Origin of the sequence: Shimia sp. MIT1388, assembly GCF_047124445.1 — a bacterium.
Lineage (GTDB): Bacteria > Pseudomonadota > Alphaproteobacteria > Rhodobacterales > Rhodobacteraceae > Shimia.
On the sequence record NZ_CP138921.1, the window covers coordinates 4120001 to 4142201 of the forward strand.

At 58.4% G+C, this 22201-nt stretch carries 1 protein-coding gene, 1 tRNA gene and 2 rRNA genes (1 of these 4 only partly in view); all 4 read left to right on the forward strand.

Going from position 1 to position 22201, the window contains the following annotated elements; all coding sequences use genetic code 11:
• Positions 1-1760 (forward strand): 23S ribosomal RNA (locus SIB92_RS20235); it begins 1071 nt to the left of the window's first position.
• 90 nt (positions 1761-1850) lie between these two features.
• Positions 1851-1965 (forward strand): 5S ribosomal RNA (rrf, locus tag SIB92_RS20240).
• Positions 1966-2116: 151 nt separating this feature from the next.
• Positions 2117-2193 (forward strand) — tRNA-Met (locus SIB92_RS20245).
• Positions 2194-3494: 1301 nt separating this feature from the next.
• Entirely contained in the window at positions 3495-22160 is an 18666-nt protein-coding gene (locus SIB92_RS20250) for a tandem-95 repeat protein (protein ID WP_412553704.1), read from the forward strand.
• The last annotated feature ends 41 nt before the right edge of the window (positions 22161-22201 follow it).

A 22201-nucleotide genomic window follows, 5' to 3' on the forward strand; every position in this document is an offset into this window, starting at 1 on the left:
AACCAGGAGGTTGGCTTAGAAGCAGCCATCCTTTAAAGATAGCGTAACAGCTCACTGGTCTAAATAAGTTGTCCTGCGGCGAAGATGTAACGGGGCTCAAGCCATGAGCCGAAGTCTAGGGATGCGTAAGCATCGGTAGCAGAGCGTAGTGTGACATAGTTCCTATCCTCTTCTACATCCCTCGGGATGTAGCGCAGGATAAGGAGCTTTCGATGAAGCCGGGGCGTGAGCCATCCGGTGGAGAGATCACTAGTGAGAATGATGACATGAGTAGCGACAAAGAGTGTGAGAGACACTCTCGCCGAAAGTCCAAGGGTTCCTGCTTAAAGCTAATCTGAGCAGGGTAAGCCGGCCCCTAAGCCGAGGGCGAAAGCCGTAGGCGATGGGAACTAGGTTAATATTCCTAGGCCAGGAGGATGTGACGGATCATGAAGGTTGTTCACCCTTATCGGATTGGGTGGGCCGCTGATTGGTTCCTGGAAATAGCCCTCCATGAGACCGTACCCTAAACCAACACAGGTGGACTGGTAGAGCATACCAAGGCGCTTGAGAGAACGATGTTGAAGGAACTCGGCAAAATACCTCCGTAAGTTCGCGAGAAGGAGGCCCAGTTTCTACGCAAGTATTGGCTGGGGGCACAAACCAGGGGGTGGCGACTGTTTACTAAAAACACAGGGCTCTGCGAAGTCGCAAGACGACGTATAGGGTCTGACGCCTGCCCGGTGCCTGAAGGTTAAAAGGAGGGGTGAGAGCTCCGAATTGAAGCCCAGGTAAACGGCGGCCGTAACTATAACGGTCCTAAGGTAGCGAAATTCCTTGTCGGGTAAGTTCCGACCTGCACGAATGGCGTAACGACTTCCCCGCTGTCTCCAACATCGACTCAGCGAAATTGAATTGCCTGTCAAGATGCAGGCTTCCCGCGGTTAGACGGAAAGACCCCGTGCACCTTTACTACAGCTTCACACTGGCATCAGGCCATGCATGTGCAGGATAGGTGGTGGGCTTTGAAACCGACACGCCAGTGTCGGTGGAGCCTCCCTTGAGATACCACCCTTGCATTGCTTGATGTCTAACCGCGGTCCGTTATCCGGATCCGGGACCCTGTGTGGCGGGTAGTTTGACTGGGGCGGTCGCCTCCTAAAGCGTAACGGAGGCGCGCGAAGGTTGGCTCAGAGCGGTCGGAAATCGCTCGTTGAGTGCAATGGCAGAAGCCAGCCTGACTGCGAGACTGACAAGTCGAGCAGAGTCGAAAGACGGCCATAGTGATCCGGTGGTCCCGAGTGGAAGGGCCATCGCTCAACGGATAAAAGGTACGCCGGGGATAACAGGCTGATACTGCCCAAGAGTCCATATCGACGGCAGTGTTTGGCACCTCGATGTCGGCTCATCTCATCCTGGGGCTGGAGCAGGTCCCAAGGGTACGGCTGTTCGCCGTTTAAAGAGGTACGTGAGCTGGGTTTAGAACGTCGTGAGACAGTTCGGTCCCTATCTGCCGTGGGTGTAGGATACTTGAGAGGAGTTGCCCCTAGTACGAGAGGACCGGGGTGAACGATCCACTGGTGGACCTGTTGTTGCGCCAGCAGCAGTGCAGGGTAGCTATGATCGGACAGGATAACCGCTGAAGGCATCTAAGCGGGAAGCCCCCCTCAAAACAAGGTATCCCTGAGGACCGAGGTAGACCACCTCGTCGATAGGCCAGAGATGTAAGTGCGGTAACGCATTCAGTTGACTGGTACTAATGGTCCGATAGGCTTGATTTGATCCAGTAAAAGTAAGACTGGAAATCAAAAGCATACACACTACACAATCAGTGAAATGACTTGGACAACCTAACCGGGGTTTTTCCTCGGTTTGGTGATCATAGCGCGAGTGAAACACCCGGTCCCATCCCGAACCCGGCCGTTAAGCACCGTAGCGCCGATGGTACTGCATCTTAAGGTGTGGGAGAGTAGGTCATCGCCAAACCTAGTAAAAACCCCAAATATCTCTCAATCGATAAAAACAGAATACCTTCAGAACAATCAAAACGTCCTGAAGGGCGACAGATCTCAAATCCAACCGGAAAGAGATCAAACGGGCTCAAGTAGCGCTCCGCGCCATAGCCCAAAAAAAGTGTCGCGGGATGGAGCAGCCCGGTAGCTCGTCAGGCTCATAACCTGAAGGTCGTAGGTTCAAATCCTACTCCCGCAACCAACGATACAAAACGGCCTGAAGCTGCAAGCTTCGAGGCCGTTTTTGTTTGGCCTAACGCCAGCAAACCCGCCAGTTCCCCAACAAGCTCGATCTCCATGGGGCCATCTTCGTTCGGGATCAGCCGGATCTCCTCCAGCAGAGACCGGATCAGCGTGGTCGCTTCTGCTTTGGTCGCCGGGTCGTGCTGAGCCTCGGTCAGGTCGACCACCTTGTCGCGATACACATCCGAGAGGTTGGGGGCAGCAACACAGGGCTAAAAGGCTCGGTATTGACCAAGTCAGCTTTGAGATCCCCCTTGCGCGTCTCAAAGGCTGTCCAGCTTCGACTTCATACTCTTGCGGAGGTTCGGCGGATGGATCATGGCCGAGATACACCATGTCACCGGCAACACCTAAGTGGGGATGCCTCTCTCGGCAGATCGCGCCTTCGTTGTCTGGCCGGCCGTAAGTTCTAACGAAGGCAATTTAAGGTTGAGTTAGGGGGCGGGCCGTCGCGCTTTTATTGTTGTCGTGTTGCGGGGCGGGGGGGGGCTCAGATTGCAAATCTTTGCCCTTGTAGAGCACTCCCACCACCGGCGCTTACACGCGAACCTACAAAAATCCACCCAGGCTGACGTCAACCTCCGCTGTGGTCAAGTCTTTCCGAACTAAAGGAAAAAGCGCAATCAAGGGACCTTCAAAAGCCGCCGTGTATATCGCTGCAGACCGGTCGCCAAACCGGACAAAGAAACGCGCCAGCACCTCCCTTAGCTCGGGCGGCAATCTGCCCTCAAATCTCTGATGAAAAGCAAAGATTGAGGCAAGGCACCGGTTCATCTCCTTCACCCCGCATACTGATTTTGTGAGGTGATTTTCTCAGGAGGATTGTGAAACAAATTCCACACCCCGATCTTCGAGATTCTCCGCCATTTTCTCCTATTCTTTCATGCGTTTACCCGCAGAGGTATAAAGGGGTATTTGCGGGATGCTCGTGTTGGGGTTGTCCTAAATGGTAAAGAAAACGTTGACAGCAACAATTGTTTCTATTTTCTTGCTCTCAGAGAGGCCGATATTGGCCGAATTCGATTTTTTGCGGAGAATCCGCATTCAACTGGGGGGTGTTCTGCGGTTTCAAGCAGGGTGCCTGGGAAATTTTACATATCGCTTTGGCGGTCGAAATATTGGTGTTTGCAATTTGCAGGTGCGCTGTTTTTGGCGGTGAGTTTCACTCCAGATTGATCCGTTACAATCCTTCTCGCTCATGGGTGGGGAGGGCCGAGAATTTTGCCCGAGCGTCATGCTTCGGAATTACTGGAGTCAGCCATGTCTGTTACTTATCCCATCGTCACCATCACCGATACTAATGGCGATCCGATCGCCAACGATATGATCAACGAGGCATTTGCCACGGAGCAATTCCAAATTCGGGTGATGTTCGGTGAAGCGATGGACACTCAGGCGCCGTTCACGCCGATTATCAGTTTCCCCGGAGCGACTTCAGATCTTGTCAATTCTATCGCTTATGACAGTGGTGTCTGGGGTACCGATGGCGGGGCTCCTAACAACGTCTATATTTTTACCTTTGACGTGCTGGATGCAGACGTTGATCTTGCGGGGGTAGATTTGACGATTACCAATGCGCGCAGCGCGTTGGGTGTTGACTTGGCGGACAGCCCCTTTACCGATGTGTTCGATATTGACACCGATATCCCGGATGTGCCCGGTGCGCCGGAGCTTCACACGGACAGTGACACCGGCAACAACACCACCGACGATCGGACCAACGATACCACGCCGACATTCACCGTGGATATTCCAGCCACAGGGCTGGTGGCCGGGGATATCGTGCAGTTGATTGTGGGCTCCACAGTTTATGCCGAATACGAAATTGATGGCACTGAAGGCGCAACCGTGGACATCACGGTTGGCGATATCGTTGCCGGTAGCGCCACCTCGGTTACCTCCACGCTTGCCGAAGGCACGCATGCTGTTGAGGTGCAGTTCATCGACACCGCTGGTAACACCCGTGACGGTGCGACACTTAGCGTGACCGTGGACACCACAGGTCCAACTGCCCAGTCGATTGTCCTGACCGATACCGAACTGAAAGCTGGTGAAACGACAACCGTGACCATCGCCTTCTCGGAGGCGGTCAACAATCTGGAAATCAACGATTTCACAGTAGACAACGGCGCTTTGAGCGGGCTGAGCACTGCGGATGGTGGCACCACCTGGACCGCGACTTTCACGCCAACCGCCAGCATCGAAGACGCGACCAACGTGATCACGTTGAACAACACGTTCTCAGATCTGGCCGGGAATGCCGGTACCGGTACAACCAGCGGGAACTATGAGGTGGATACAGATGCACCGGGCGTAGCTAGCGCGGTTCTGAACGTTGCGACCATTGCTGAGGCGAATGTGGGCACGGATGCCGTGACCCTGACCATCACCTTTGACGAGTCGATGGACCCGACCTCGACCCCCACTTTTGCCACCAATGCCGGGGCAGCGCTGGCGAACCCAAGCTACGCCTGGACGGAAAACGATACCGTTCTCACCATCACGCTGGATGTTGTCGATACAAATGCGGTTGTGGACCCGCTGACCTATAGTCTGTCGGGTCTGACCGATGCGGCGGGCAACCCTATGACGGCGGTGACAAATGGCACAATCACGGATGGTCCGAATGTGGATCTGGATGCGCCAGATGTTACGATCACGCTGGACGCCGATATCACCCCCGATGACGTGGTGAATGCCGCTGAGAGCGGCGGCAATATCACAATTACCGGTTTGGTTACGGGCGATTTTTCTCCGGGCGATACCGTAACATTGACACTGGATGGGGCTTCCATCGGTACAGGTTCTGTGGACGCCTCTGGGAACGTCTTTATTGATGTGTCCGGTGCTGCCCTTGCCGGTGCAACGACCCCCACGATCACCGCGTCGGTGACTTCCGCGGATGCTGCGGGCAACACGACAACGGCGACTGACACCGAAGATTACAACGTCGACACGACGGCACCGGGCGTAGCCAGCGCGGCTCTGAGCGTTGCGACCATTGCCGAGGCGACTGTGGGCACGGATGCCGTGACCCTGACCATCACCTTTGACGAGTCGATGGACCCGTCCTCGACCGCTACTTTTGCCACCAATGCCGGGGCGGCGTTGGCGAGCCCAAGCTACGCCTGGTCGGTAAACGATACCGTTCTCACCATCACGCTGGATGTGGCGGACACCGATCTGGATCTGGCTGAGCTGACCTATGATCTGTCGGGCCTGACCGATGCTGCGGGCAACCCGATGACGGCGGTGACAAGTGGCACGATCACGGGGGCTCCGAATGTGGATCTGGACGCGCCAGATGTCACGATCACGCTGGACGCCGATATTGCGACGGATGACGTGGTGAATGCCGCCGAGAGTGGTGGCAATATCGCCATCACCGGCACCGTGTCCGGCGATTTCAACGTGGGCGACACTGTCACCTTGACCCTGGATGGGGCTTCTATTGGCACCGGGACGGTCGCTGTCGGTGGCGGGTTCTCGATTGATGTGTCCGGTGCTGCCCTTGCCGGTGCAACCACCACCACAATCACCGCGTCAGTGACCTCCGCGGATGCTGCGGGCAACACGACAACGGTGACGGACACCGAAGAGTACAGCGTTGATACCAATGCGGATGAAGGTGGTGATCTGGCGGTCTCCATTGACGACACCGACGGCTATGTCAGCGACAGCGAAGCTGCGACTGCGAGCTACACCATCACAGGGTTGGACGGGGATGCGACCGCGACGGTTGTGTTCAGCAACGGGGTAGATACAGACATCACTGTGTCCGGCCTGACCAATGGCACGCATAGCGTTGATCTGTCGGGTCTCTCCGACGGACCGATTACCGCAACTGTGACCGCGACCGATGCGGCGGGCAACACTGCCACCGGTGCCGGCGACAGCAGTGTGTTGGACACCGACGCCGATCTGGGCGCCGGTCTTGCGGTGACCGTGAGCGATGCGAATGGCATTATCAATGCCGCTGAAGCGACCGCGGTTTCCTTCACTGTGGTTGGGCTGGACGCCGATGCCACCGCCATTGTGACCTTTGCCGTGGGGGGGGAGTCCGTCTCGGCAAATGTGTCGGCGGATGGCACCTTCACCGCTGACCTGTCCTCAATCTCAGCAGTTGGCCCGTTGACAGTGTCGATTGTGGCCACAGACACCGCGGGCAACACCGCGACGGGGACACCTGACACCACAGCGACGCTGGATCAGGCGGCCCCGGGCGTATCCGGCGCGGCTCTGAGCGTTGCGACCATTGCCGAGGCGAATGAGGGCACGGATACCGTGACCCTGACCATCACCTTTGACGAGTCGATGGACCCGACCTCGACCCCCACTTTTGCCACCAATGCCGGGGCAGCGCTGGCGAACCCAAGCTACGCCTGGACGGAAAACGATACCGTTCTCACCATCACGCTGGATGTTGTCGATACAAATGCGGTTGTGGACCCGCTGACCTATAGTCTGTCGGGTCTGACCGATGCGGCGGGCAACCCTATGACGGCGGTGACAAATGGCACAATCACGGATGGTCCGAATGTGGATCTGGATGCGCCAGATGTTACGATCACGCTGGACGCCGATATCACCCCCGATGACGTGGTGAATGCCGCTGAGAGCGGCGGCAATATCACAATTACCGGTTTGGTTACGGGCGATTTTTCTCCGGGCGATACCGTAACATTGACACTGGATGGGGCTTCCATCGGTACAGGTTCTGTGGACGCCTCTGGGAACGTCTTTATTGATGTGTCCGGTGCTGCCCTTGCCGGTGCAACGACCCCCACGATCACCGCGTCGGTGACTTCCGCGGATGCTGCGGGCAACACGACAACGGCGACTGACACCGAAGATTACAACGTCGACACGACGGCACCGGGCGTAGCCAGCGCGGCTCTGAGCGTTGCGACCATTGCCGAGGCGACTGTGGGCACGGATGCCGTGACCCTGACCATCACCTTTGACGAGTCGATGGACCCGTCCTCGACCGCTACTTTTGCCACCAATGCCGGGGCGGCGTTGGCGAGCCCAAGCTACGCCTGGTCGGTAAACGATACCGTTCTCACCATCACGCTGGATGTGGCGGACACCGATCTGGATCTGGCTGAGCTGACCTATGATCTGTCGGGCCTGACCGATGCTGCGGGCAACCCGATGACGGCGGTGACAAGTGGCACGATCACGGGGGCTCCGAATGTGGATCTGGACGCGCCAGATGTCACGATCACGCTGGACGCCGATATTGCGACGGATGACGTGGTGAATGCCGCCGAGAGTGGTGGCAATATCGCCATCACCGGCACCGTGTCCGGCGATTTCAACGTGGGCGACACTGTCACCTTGACCCTGGATGGGGCTTCTATTGGCACCGGGACGGTCGCTGTCGGTGGCGGGTTCTCGATTGATGTGTCCGGTGCTGCCCTTGCCGGTGCAACCACCACCACAATCACCGCGTCAGTGACCTCCGCGGATGCTGCGGGCAACACGACAACGGTGACGGACACCGAAGAGTACAGCGTTGATACCAATGCGGATGAAGGTGGTGATCTGGCGGTCTCCATTGACGACACCGACGGCTATGTCAGCGACAGCGAAGCTGCGACTGCGAGCTACACCATCACAGGGTTGGACGGGGATGCGACCGCGACGGTTGTGTTCAGCAACGGGGTAGATACAGACATCACTGTGTCCGGCCTGACCAATGGCACGCATAGCGTTGATCTGTCGGGTCTCTCCGACGGACCGATTACCGCAACTGTGACCGCGACCGATGCGGCGGGCAACACTGCCACCGGTGCCGGCGACAGCAGTGTGTTGGACACCGACGCCGATCTGGGCGCCGGTCTTGCGGTGACCGTGAGCGATGCGAATGGCATCATCAATGCCGCTGAAGCGACCGCGGTTTCCTTCACTGTGGTTGGGCTGGACGCCGATGCCTCCGCCATTGTGACCTTTGCCGTGGGGGGGGAGTCCGTCTCGGCAAATGTGTCGGCGGATGGCACCTTCACCGCTGACCTGTCCTCAATCTCAGCAGTTGGCCCGTTGACAGTGTCGATTGTGGCCACAGACACCGCGGGCAATACCGCGACGGGGACACCTGACACCACAGCGACGCTGGATCAGGCTGCGCCGAATGCGCCTGTTATCACTGGCTTCAGCACCGATACCCTGGGCACTGAGGTTAACGACGCCACGCCGACCATTTCGGGCACAGGCGAGGTTGGTGCGACCGTGACGCTGACTTATACCGTGGATGGGGGCAGCTCGCAGTCCATCTCCGAGACAGCCATCGTGGATAGCAATGGCGAATGGTCGATTACTCCGTCGGCCAATCTTGTGGCGCAGATGGGGGCTTATTCCCTTGTCTTTACGGCAGTTCAAACTGATCCGGGTGGCAATGTCAGCCCAGTGTCCGCGACCCAAACTCTGGATCTCGATTTCGCGGCGGAGTTCTTGGACACAAGCGGGGATGCGGACACGGCCCATGAGGTGGCCGATAATCCGATCGTTCCGGAAACCGATGCCGCCACAGCAACCGGTGATTTGACCTTTGAAGATATTCCAAGCGGTCAGTTCCACGGCGTTGGGGTGTCTCCGGTCGGGGGCGGATACCTTGGCACTTTCCTGGCTGGTGTATCCGATCCTGCGGTGACCGATACCGAAGGCACCGTGACCTGGACCTTTACGGTCGACAATGCGGCCATTGACCATCTGGCCGAAGGCGAGACAATCATTCAGGAGTACGACCTGTCGCTGATCGATCTGGACGGGGATACCAGCGTTCATCGGGTGACTGTAACTATCGAAGGCACCAATGATGCGCCTGTGATCTCTTTGGGCAGCGGGTCGGACGCAGAAACCGTTGCGGAAACCGATATGGGGCTCACCGCGAACGGCACGCTGGATGTGGCGGATGTGGATTTGATCGACACCGTTTCGGTGGGCGCGACCTTGACCAACGTTGTGGGGGATCAGGACTCTCTGACCAATACCAATCTGCTCGACATGTTCTCGGTTGATAGCGGCAACGTGATTGACGGGGCCAACACCAGCGGCACGATCAACTGGGGGTTTGACAGCGGGGCACAGGCGTTTGACTGGCTCAATGACGGGGAAAGCCTTGTTCTGACCTACACCATCACGGCCACAGACGCAGCGGGTGCAGCCGTTGACCATGACGTGACCGTGACCATCACGGGCAGCAATGACGCCCCGACTCTAAGTGCGGGCAGCGCTGCCCTGACAGAGGACGCGGCCAGTTCGACTGTGGATCTGTCGACATTGGGCGATGACGCGGACGCCGAGGACACTGGCGCGACGCTGACCTATTCGATTGTGACCGGCCCGGCAGCGGGGCAAGGGACGGCGATTGTTGACGGTACCGACCTGATTTTCACGCCAGGCAACGATTTCCAATATTTGGCGGATGGTGAAAGCGCGGCTGTGACCATCACGGTTGAGGCTGAGGATCTGCGCGGCGCAACTGTCGAGGAGGATGTGGTCTTCACCATTACCGGTGCGAACGATGCGCCTGACATTATTGTGGGCTCGGGTTCTGCCGCGGCAACAGTAGGTGAAGACAACTCTGGTCTTAGCACCAGCGGCACTCTGGATGTGTCGGATGTGGACAGCTCGAACACCGTTTCGGTGGCCGCAGCTCTCACAACCGTTGCGGGAGATCAGGACACTCTGACCAATGGCGATCTGCTCGGCATGTTCTCGGTTGATAGCGGCAACGTGATCGCCGATGGCAGCACCAGCGGCACGATTAACTGGGGGTTCGACAGCGGAACGCAGGCGTTTGACTGGCTCAATGCCGGGGAAAGCCTTGTTCTGACCTACACCATCACGGCGACAGACAGTTCTGTTCCACCTGCAAGCGATACCCAAGAGGTCACCGTGGCCATCACGGGGACCAACGACGTGCCGACTCTGTCTGAGGGATCCGGTGATGCGACCGAGGATGGCAGTCAAATCACGGTGGATCTTGCTGCCCTGGCGGATGATGCAGATGCCGAAAACAATGGTGGCAACCTGACCTATACGATCGTAGTGGGGCCGGGTTCAGGTGAAGGTGCCGCCTCGATCAGTGGCAGCAACCTGCTGTTTACCCCGGGTGGCGATTTTCAGTCCTTGAATCTTAACGAGACCCAGGATGTGGTCGTCACCGTGCGTGCCACGGATGCCGAAGGTGCCTTTGTTGAAAATGACATCACCATCACCGTGAACGGCACCAATGATGCGCCGACTCTATCTGCGGGCGGTGCTTCCCTGACAGAGGACGCGGCCAGTTCGACCGTGGATCTGTCGGCATTGGGTGATGATGCGGACGATGAGAACGATGGCGCTAATTTGGTCTACTCCATTGTCTCCGGCCCGGCAGCGGGGCAAGGGACAGCTGCCGTTGTCGGCACCAATCTTGTCTTCACCCCAGGCAGCGATTTCCAATATTTGGCGGATGGTGAAAGCACCACTGTGACCGTCAGGGTCGAGGCAGAGGATCTGCGCGGGGCAACTGTCGAGGAGGATGTGGTCTTCACCATTACCGGTGCGAACGATGCGCCTGACATTACTGTGGGCTCGGGTTCTGCCGCGGCAACAGTAGGTGAAGACAACTCTGGTCTGAGCACCAGCGGCACTCTGGATGTGTCGGATGTGGACAGCTCGAACACAGTTTCGGTGGCCGCAGCTCTCACAACCGTTGCGGGAGATCAGGACACTCTGACCAATGGCGATCTGCTCGGCATGTTCTCGGTTGATAGCGGCAACGTGATTGACGGGGCCAACACCAGTGGCACGATCAACTGGGGGTTTGACAGCGGAATGCAGGCGTTTGACTGGCTCAATGCCGGGGAAAGCCTTGTTCTGACATACACCATCACGGCGACAGACAGTTCTGTTCCGCCTGCAGCCGATACCCAAGAGGTCACCGTGACCATCACGGGTACCAACGACGTGCCGGCACTGTCTGCGGGAGCCGGTGCGGCGACCGAGGATGGCAGTCAAATCACGGTGGATCTTGCAGCCCTGGCGGATGATGCAGATGCCGAAAACAATGGTGGCAACCTGATTTACACGATCGAAGTAGGTCCGGGGGCGGGCGAAGGCACTGCCGTGATCAGCGGAAGCAACCTGCAGTTTACCCCGGGTGGCGATTTCCAGTCGCTGAACCTGGATGAAGAACAGAACGTGGTGATCACCGTGCGCGCCACGGATGCCGAAGGTGATTTTGTTGAAAATGACATCACCATCACCGTGACCGGCACCAATGATGCACCGGTGCTAAGCGCCGATTTGACCGCGGTGACCTATACCGACACAGCCGGGGATGACACGTACGCGACAATGCCGGGCACGTTGACCTCGACCGATGCGGATGCGGGAGCCACAGCAGTCTATGGAGTGGCTACCGGAACGGTCTCCACAGAAACCGGGTTTGATCTGGAAGTGGTTGGCACCTACGGCACGCTTTACTTGAACTCGATCACCGGTGCCTATGAGTACCGTCCGCTGGACTCGGCCATCGAAGCGTTGACAACGACCGAAACGGAAACCTTCACACTCACCGTGACCGACGACAATACGGCGGTGGACAGCGAGACGTTGACCATCACACTGAACGGCGTGAATGACACACCCGACGCCATTGGCACCACAGGGACGGTGAATGATCAGAACGACAACTTTGAGCTGGAGCTGCTGATCGGTCTGACCTCGGACCGCGATAATGATACCCTGTCGGTGGTGAATGACTCCGTATCGGTTTCGGCCGTGTCGCCCGGTGGTGCAGCGTGGGCTGGTCTGTCCGGCTATACGATCCAACCGGATGGCACCCTGGTTTTGGATGCGACTCAGTTCAATGCCTTGGATGAGACGGAAAGCGTGACGCTCACCTTCACCTATGATGTGAGCGATGGAACGGCGACGGTTCCGCTGACCACAACCGTGACGGTGAACGGCACCAATGACGCGCCGATCATTTCCGCGACCACTCTGACCGGTTCGGTTGCCGAACTGGCCGACGGTACGGTTGGTGAAACGACTGCGACATTGACCGCCAGCGGAACAATCGAGTTTGCGGATGCCGATCCAACCGACACCCACCTGGTGATTGTTGTACCTCAGTCGGACATGGCGCCGACAACACCTTCGGTGGGCAATTATCTGGGGCTTTTCACCTCGGGGATTTCGGGCAATCAAATCAATTGGAACCTGTCACTCGTTGATGGAGAATTGGACAGCTTGGGTCACGGCGATACGATTACCCAGACCTACAGAATTATCGTTCAGGATCAGAATGATGCAGGTAGCCGTGACGAAGAGTTCCTGACCATCACCCTGACAGGGACGAATGATCAGCCGTTAATCACAGGTGTCAGCACACCGGCCGGAATTACCGAAGGGGATGACAGCCTGCCTGGCGATGTGCAGACCGTCACCACGACCGCAACGGTATCCGTTGAGGATGCAGATTTTGGCGGCACCGTGGCCGGATTGACGATGACTGCCGACGCGTTGACACCGGAGGTGATTGGTGATGCAGTAGCCGTCTACTCCGAGGGCACCTTGCCAGCCGGCGTGGATATCACGGCGGTTGTGTCCGCTGCTGCAGTCAGCTTCAGCGCCGCCAGTGCGGATGCCGCTGCGGCAGGCAACAGCTTTACGATGACCTATAGCGCAACGGCGGCGCTGGATTGGCTGGCCGTTGGGGAAACCCTGACCCTGACCTATTCCGTTGTGGTCGAGGATAATTCCGGTGCGGGCAACGATACGTCTGCGGCCCAGACCGTGGAGATCGTTATTACCGGTGCGAATGACGCGCCGGTTGTGTCTGCGGATGTGACGGCAACAGCGGGAGAAGATGATGCGGGTAGCAGCATCAACCTTCTGGCCAATGCGTCCGATGTGGACGCCAGCGATGTTCTGAACGTGGACAACCTGGTGCTGACGGGTGGCGATGCCAGCGGCATCACGGTGAATGGCAACAGCCTGTCTCTGGATCCGTCGGCCTATGATGCGCTTGCGGCTGGTGAGATCGAAACGATCACCTACAGCTATAACGTGATTGACGGCGAAGGCGGCGTGGTGGCAACCACGGCGACGATCACGGTGACGGGTGCGAATGACGCGCCGGTTGTGTCTGCGGATGTGACGGCAACAGCGGGTGAAGATGATGCAGGTAGCAGCATCAACCTTCTGGCCAATGCGTCCGATGTGGACGCCAGCGATGTTCTGAACGTGGACAACCTGGTGCTGACGGGTGGCGATGCCAGCGGCATCACGGTGAATGGCAACAGCCTGGATCTGGATCCGTCTGCCTATAACGCGCTGGCGGCTGGTGAGATCGAAACCATCACCTACAGCTATAACGTGATTGACGGCGAAGGCGGCGTGGTGGCAACCACGGCGACGATCACGGTGACGGGTGCGAATGACGCGCCGGTTGTGTCTGCGGATGTGACGGCAACAGCGGGAGAAGATGATGCGGGTAGCAGCATCAACCTTCTGGCCAATGCGTCCGATGTGGACGCCAGCGATGTTCTGAACGTGGACAACCTGGTGCTGACGGGTGGCGATGCCAGCGGCATCACGGTGAATGGCAACAGCCTGGATCTGGATCCGTCTGCCTATAACGCGCTGGCGGCTGGTGAGATCGAAACCATCACCTACAGCTATAACGTGATTGACGGCGAAGGCGGCGTGGTGGCAACCACGGCGACGATCACGGTGACGGGTGCGAATGACGCGCCGGTTGTGTCTGCGGATGTGACGGCGACAGCGGGTGAAGATGATGCGGGTAGCAGCATCAACCTTCTGGCCAATGCGTCCGATGTGGACGCCAGCGATGTTCTGAACGTGGACAACCTGGTGCTGACGGGTGGCGATGCCAGCGGCATCACGGTGAATGGCAACAGCCTGGATCTGGATCCGTCTGCCTATAACGCGCTGGCGGCTGGTGAGATCGAAACCATCACCTACAGCTATAACGTGATTGACGGCGAAGGCGGCGTGGTGGCAACCACGGCGACGATCACGGTGACGGGTGCGAATGACGCGCCGGTTGTGTCTGCGGATGTGACGGCAACAGCGGGTGAAGATGATGCAGGTAGCAGCATCAACCTTCTGGCCAATGCGTCCGATGTGGACGCCAGCGATGTTCTGAACGTGGACAACCTGGTGCTGACGGGTGGCGATGCCAGCGGCATCACGGTGAATGGCAACAGCCTGGATCTGGATCCGTCTGCCTATAACGCGCTGGCGGCTGGTGAGATCGAAACCATCACCTACAGCTATAACGTGATTGACGGCGAAGGCGGCGTGGTGGCAACCACGGCGACGATCACGGTGACGGGTGCGAATGACGCGCCGGTTGTGTCTGCGGATGTGACGGCAACAGCGGGAGAAGATGATGCGGGTAGCAGCATCAACCTTCTGGCCAATGCGTCCGATGTGGACGCCAGCGATGTTCTGAACGTGGACAACCTGGTGCTGACGGGTGGCGATGCCAGCGGCATCACGGTGAATGGCAACAGCCTGGATCTGGATCCGTCTGCCTATAACGCGCTGGCGGCTGGTGAGATCGAAACCATCACCTACAGCTATAACGTGATTGACGGCGAAGGCGGCGTGGTGGCAACCACGGCGACGATCACGGTGACGGGTGCGAATGACGCGCCGGTTGTGTCTGCGGATGTGACGGCGACAGCGGGTGAAGATGATGCGGGTAGCAGCATCAACCTTCTGGCCAATGCGTCCGATGTGGACGCCAGCGATGTTCTGAACGTGGACAACCTGGTGCTGACGGGTGGCGATGCCAGCGGCATCACGGTGAATGGCAACAGCCTGGATCTGGATCCGTCTGCCTATAACGCGCTGGCGGCTGGTGAGATCGAAACCATCACCTACAGCTATAACGTGATTGACGGCGAAGGCGGCGTGGTGGCAACCACGGCGACGATCACGGTGACGGGTGCGAATGACGCGCCGGTTGTGTCTGCGGATGTGACGGCAACAGCGGGTGAAGATGATGCAGGTAGCAGCATCAACCTTCTGGCCAATGCGTCCGATGTGGACGCCAGCGATGTTCTGAACGTGGACAACCTGGTGCTGACGGGTGGCGATGCCAGCGGCATCACGGTGAATGGCAACAGCCTGGATCTGGATCCGTCTGCCTATAACGCGCTGGCGGCTGGTGAGATCGAAACCATCACCTACAGCTATAACGTGATTGACGGCGAAGGCGGCGTGGTGGCAACCACGGCGACGATCACGGTGACGGGTGCGAATGACGCGCCGGTTGTGTCTGCGGATGTGACGGCAACAGCGGGAGAAGATGATGCGGGTAGCAGCATCAACCTTCTGGCCAATGCGTCCGATGTGGACGCCAGCGATGTTCTGAACGTGGACAACCTGGTGCTGACGGGTGGCGATGCCAGCGGCATCACGGTGAATGGCAACAGCCTGGATCTGGATCCGTCTGCCTATAACGCGCTGGCGGCTGGTGAGATCGAAACCATCACCTACAGCTATAACGTGATTGACGGCGAAGGCGGCGTGGTGGCAACCACGGCGACGATCACGGTGACGGGTGCGAATGACGCGCCGGTTGTGTCTGCGGATGTGACGGCGACAGCGGGTGAAGATGATGCGGGTAGCAGCATCAACCTTCTGGCCAATGCGTCCGATGTGGACGCCAGCGATGTTCTGAACGTGGACAACCTGGTGCTGACGGGTGGCGATGCCAGCGGCATCACGGTGAATGGCAACAGCCTGTCTCTGGATCCGTCGGCCTATAACGCGCTGGCGGCTGGTGAGATCGAAACCATCACCTACAGCTATAACGTGATTGACGGCGAAGGCGGCGTGGTGGCAACCACGGCGACGATCACGGTGACGGGTGCGAATGACGCGCCGGTTGTGTCTGCGGATGTGACGGCAACAGCGGGAGAAGATGATGCGGGTAGCAGCATCAACCTTCTGGCCAATGCGTCTGATGTGGACGCTGGCGCTGCGCTGAACGTGACCAACCTGCTGCTTGTGAGCGGTAATGACAGCGGCATCACGGTGAATGGCAACAGCCTGGATCTGGATCCGTCGGCCTATGACGGGCTTGCGTTTGGTCAGACCGAAGTGATCACCTACAGCTATGATGTGATTGATGATCAGGGCGCGACAGTGTCGACCACGGCGACGATCACGGTGACGGGTGCGAATGACGCGCCGGTGGTGTCAGCGGATGTTACGGCGACAGCGGGTGAAGATGATGCGGGTAGCAGCATCAACCTTCTGGCCAATGCGTCTGATGTGGACGCTGGTGCTGTGTTGAACGTGACCAACCTGCTGCTTGTGAGCGGTAATGACAGCGGCATCACGGTGAATGGCAACAGCCTGGATCTGGATCCGTCGGCCTATGACGGGCTTGCGTTTGGTCAGACCGAAGTGATCACCTACAGCTATGATGTGATTGATGATCAGGGCGCGACAGTGTCGACCACGGCGACGATCACGGTGACGGGTGCGAATGACGCGCCGGTTGTGTCAGCGGATGTGACGGCGACAGCGGGTGAAGATGATGCGGGTAGCAGCATCAACCTTCTGGCCAATGCGTCTGATGTGGACGCTGGCGCTGTGTTGAACGTGACCAACCTGCTGCTTGTGAGCGGTAATGACAGCGGCATCACGGTGAATGGCAACAGCCTGGATCTGGATCCGTCGGCCTATGACGGGCTTGCGTTTGGTCAGACCGAAGTGATCACCTACAGCTATGATGTGATTGATGATCAGGGCGCGACAGTGTCGACCACGGCGACGATCACGGTGACGGGTGCGAATGACGCGCCGGTGGTGTCAGCGGATGTTACGGCGACAGCGGGTGAAGATGATGCGGGTAGCAGCATCAACCTTCTGGCCAATGCGTCTGATGTGGACGCTGGCGCTGTGTTGAACGTGACCAACCTGCTGCTTGTGAGCGGTAATGACAGCGGCATCACGGTGAATGGCAACAGCCTGGATCTGGATCCGTCGGCCTATGACGGGCTTGCGTTTGGTCAGACCGAAGTGATCACCTACAGCTATGATGTGATTGATGATCAGGGCGCGACAGTGTCGACCACGGCGACGATCACGGTGACGGGTGCGAATGACGCGCCGGTTGTGTCAGCGGATGTGACGGCGACAGCGGGTGAAGATGATGCGGGTAGCAGCATCAACCTTCTGGCCAATGCGTCTGATGTGGACGCTGGCGCTGCGCTGAACGTGACCAACCTGCTGCTTGTGAGCGGTAATGACAGCGGCATCACGGTGAATGGCAACAGCCTGGATCTGGATCCGTCGGCCTATGACGGGCTTGCGTTTGGTCAGACCGAAGTGATCACCTACAGCTATGATGTGATTGACGATCAGGGCGCGACAGTGTCGACCACGGCGACGATCACGGTGACCGGTGCGAATGACGCGCCAACGGTGTCAGCGGATGTGACAGCAACCGCGAGAGAAGATGATGCGGGTAGCAGCATCAACCTTCTGGCCAATGCGTCTGATGTGGACGCTGGCGCTGCGCTGAACGTGACCAACCTGATGCTGACGGGCGGTAATGCCAGCGGCATCACGGTGAATGGCAACAGCTTGGATCTGGATCCGTCGGCCTATGACGGGCTAGCGGCTGGTCAGACCGAAGTGATCACCTACAGCTATGATGTGATTGACGATCAGGGCGCGACAGTGTCGACCACGGCGACGATCACGGTGACGGGTGCGAATGACGCGCCGGTGGTGTCAGCGGATGTGACGGCGACAGCGGGTGAAGATGATGCGGGTAGCAGCATCAACCTTCTGGCCAATGCGTCTGATGTGGACGCTGGTGCTGTGTTGAACGTGACCAACCTGCTGCTTGTGAGCGGTAATGACAGCGGCATCACGGTGAATGGCAACAGCCTGGATCTGGATCCGTCGGCCTATGACGGGCTTGCGTTTGGTCAGACCGAAGTGATCACCTACAGCTATGATGTGATTGATGATCAGGGCGCGACAGTGTCGACCACGGCGACGATCACGGTGACGGGTGCGAATGACGCGCCGGTTGTGTCAGCGGATGTGACGGCGACAGCGGGTGAAGATGATGCGGGTAGCAGCATCAACCTTCTGGCCAATGCGTCTGATGTGGACGCTGGTGCTGTGTTGAACGTGACCAACCTGCTGCTTGTGAGCGGTAATGACAGCGGCATCACGGTGAATGGCAACAGCCTGGATCTGGATCCGTCGGCCTATGACGGGCTTGCGTTTGGTCAGACCGAAGTGATCACCTACAGCTATGATGTGATTGATGATCAGGGCGCGACAGTGTCGACCACGGCGACGATCACGGTGACGGGTGCGAATGACGCGCCGGTTGTGTCAGCGGATGTGACGGCGACAGCGGGTGAAGATGATGCGGGTAGCAGCATCAACCTTCTGGCCAATGCGTCCGATGTGGACGCCAGCGATGTTCTGAACGTGGACAACCTGGTGCTGACGGGTGGCGATGCCAGCGGCATCACGGTGAATGGCAACAGCCTGGATCTGGATCCGTCTGCCTATAACGCGCTGGCGGCTGGTGAGATCGAAACGATCACCTACAGCTATAACGTGATTGACGGCGAAGGCGGCGTGGTGGCAACCACGGCGACGATCACGGTGACGGGTGCGAATGACGCGCCGGTTGTGTCTGCGGATGTGACGGCGACAGCGGGAGAAGATGATGCGGGTAGCAGCATCAACCTTCTGGCCAATGCGTCCGATGTGGACGCCAGCGATGTTCTGAACGTGGACAACCTGGTGCTGACGGGTGGCGATGCCAGCGGCATCACGGTGAATGGCAACAGCCTGGATCTGGATCCGTCTGCCTATAACGCGCTGGCGGCTGGTGAGATCGAAACCATCACCTACAGCTATAACGTGATTGACGGCGAAGGCGGCGTGGTGGCAACCACGGCGACGATCACGGTGACGGGTGCGAATGACGCGCCGGTTGTGTCAGCGGATGTGACGGCAACAGCGGGAGAAGATGATGCGGGTAGCAGCATCAACCTTCTGGCCAATGCGTCCGATGTGGACGCCAGCGATGTTCTGAACGTGGACAACCTGGTGCTGACGGGTGGCGATGCCAGCGGCATCACGGTGAATGGCAACAGCCTGGATCTGGATCCGTCTGCCTATGATGCGCTTGCGGTTGGTGAGACCTCGGTGATCACCTACAGCTATGACATCATCGACGGCAACGGCGGCGTGGTGGCAACCACGGCGACGATCACGGTGACCGGTGCGAATGACGCGCCGGTGGTGACTGTCGGTCTGGGCAGCGATGCGGAGACCATTACAGAAACCAATTCCGGCCTCACGGCAGGCGGAACCCTGGATGTGTTCGATGTAGATGTGACCGGTACGGTGTCCGTCGCTGCGACCTTTACCTCTTCGAGTGGCAATACCGGGGGGGCAAGCATCGCAGCACTGGCGGCAATGATGTCAGTGGATGCGGGCAACGTGATTGCCGCGAGCTTGACAAACGGGATCGTCACCTGGGGATTTGACAGCGGCCTGGTGAGTTTTGACCATCTTGCCGACGGCGAGACTCTGGTTTTGACTTACACCATCACAGCGACAGATAGTCAGGGCGGCACAGATACTCACGACGTCACCGTGACCATAGTGGGCACCGATGACGGACCTGTTGCCGTGAACGACGCTTTCTCTACGCTCGAAAATGCCCTTTTGACCGGCGATCTGTTCGCCGACAACGGAGGCGGCGAGGATAGCGATGTTGATGGCGGGCCACTGGTTGTGACAGCCGTCAATGGATCCAGCCTGTCAAGTGGAACACCGATCACTTTGGCATCTGGCGCTTTGTTGACCGTGAACTCCGACGGGACGTTTGAGTACAATCCGAATGGCGTTTTTGATCAACTGTCGGCAGTCGGATCCGGTGCGACAAACACCTCTGCCATTGAGACTTTCACCTATGAGGTGACCGGTGGAGGGACCGCGACAGTAACTTTGACCGTGCAAGGCGTGGATAGTGCTGATCTTCTGATTGGCGACGGCTTGGGTAACCAGCTTGATGCCGGTATCGACAACGACACACTGTTCGGTTTTGGTGGCAACGACACCCTGTTGGGTGGCACTGGCAATGATGAGTTGCGTGGTGACGGTGGCGACGATGTGTTGAATGGCGGCGACGGCATTGACACGGCCGTCTACAGCGGGACGGCTGATTACACGGTCTCCCTGGCAACCACGGCGGCTCAGGCCACCGGCCTCGGGAACGATCAGTTGATCGGGATCGAGAACATCCGGTCCGGTTCCGGTAACGACCTGTTGTCGGGCAATGGTGTTGCCAATGAGCTGAAAGGCCAGTCTGGTGACGACACCCTGTATGGGCTCGGCGGCAATGACACCCTGCTGGGCGGCGCTGGCAATGATGAGTTGCGTGGCGACGGTGGCGATGACGTGTTGAACGGTGGTAGCGGCATTGATACCGCCGTCTATAGCGGCGCGACGGATGTCACGGTCTCCCTCGCAACCACGGCAGCTCAGGCCACTGGTCTTGGGAACGATCAGTTGATCGGGATCGAGAACATCCGGTCCGGCTCCGGGAACGACTTGTTGTCGGGCAATGGGTTTGCCAATGAACTGAAAGGCCAGTCCGGTGATGACACCCTGAACGGGCTCGGCGGCAATGACACCCTGCTGGGCGGTGCTGGCAATGATGAGTTGCGCGGCGACGGTGGCGATGACGTGTTGAACGGTGGTAGCGGTATTGATACCGCCGTCTACAGCGGGACGGCTGATTACACGGTCTCCCTCGCAACCACGGCGGCTCAGGCCACCGGCCTCGGGAACGATCAGCTGATCGGGATCGAGAACATCCGGTCCGGCTCCGGGAACGACTTGTTGTCGGGCAATGGTGTTGCCAATGAGCTGAAAGGCCAGTCCGGTGACGACACCCTGTATGGGCTCGGTGGCAATGACACCCTGCTGGGCGGTGCTGGCAATGATGAGTTGCGTGGCGATGGTGGCGATGACGTGTTGAACGGTGGTAGCGGTATTGATACCGCCGTCTACAGCGGGACGGCTGATTACACGGTCTCCCTCGCAACCACGGCAGCTCAGGCCACCGGCCTCGGGAACGATCAGCTGATCGGGATCGAGAACATCCGGTCCGGCTCCGGGAACGACTTGTTGTCGGGCAATGCTTTGGCCAACGAGCTGAAAGGCCAATCCGGTGATGACACCCTGTATGGGCTCTGGGGCGATGACACCTTGTTGGGTGGTTCCGGCAATGATGAGTTGCGCGGTGACGGTGGCGATGATGTGTTGAACGGCGGTAGCGGCATTGACACGGCTGTTTACAGCGGGTCGGCAGATTACACCGTCTCCCTCGCAACCACGGCGGTTCAGGCCACCGGTCTTGGTAACGATCAGCTGATCGGAATCGAGAACATCCGGTCCGGTTCCGGGAACGACGCATTGTCGGGCAATGCTCTAGCCAATGAGCTGAAAGGGCAGGCGGGCAACGACACGCTATTGGGCGCTGGCGGTGCAGATACCCTGCTGGGCGGATCCGGAAACGATCAACTCGACGGCGGCAATGGTGACGACCAATTGGTCGGTGGCGCCGGGGCCGACACCCTGTTTGGCGGCTCTGGAGCGGACACCTTTGTCTTTACCGCAGGCTCAGCGGCTGATTTGGTTCAGGACTTTACCGACGACATGGATGTGCTGGCACTTGACCAGGATCTGTGGAGTGGGACGCTGACAGCAGCAGAGGTGTTGAACACCTTCGGGACGATTTCTGGTTCAAATGCCGTACTCGACTTTGGCTCCGGAAACATTCTGACCATCGAAAACGTAACAAGCTTGAGTAGCTTGGAGGACGACATTAGCCTGATTTAATGTGTCGTTTACGCAAAAAGAAAAGTTCTCCTCATCCCACA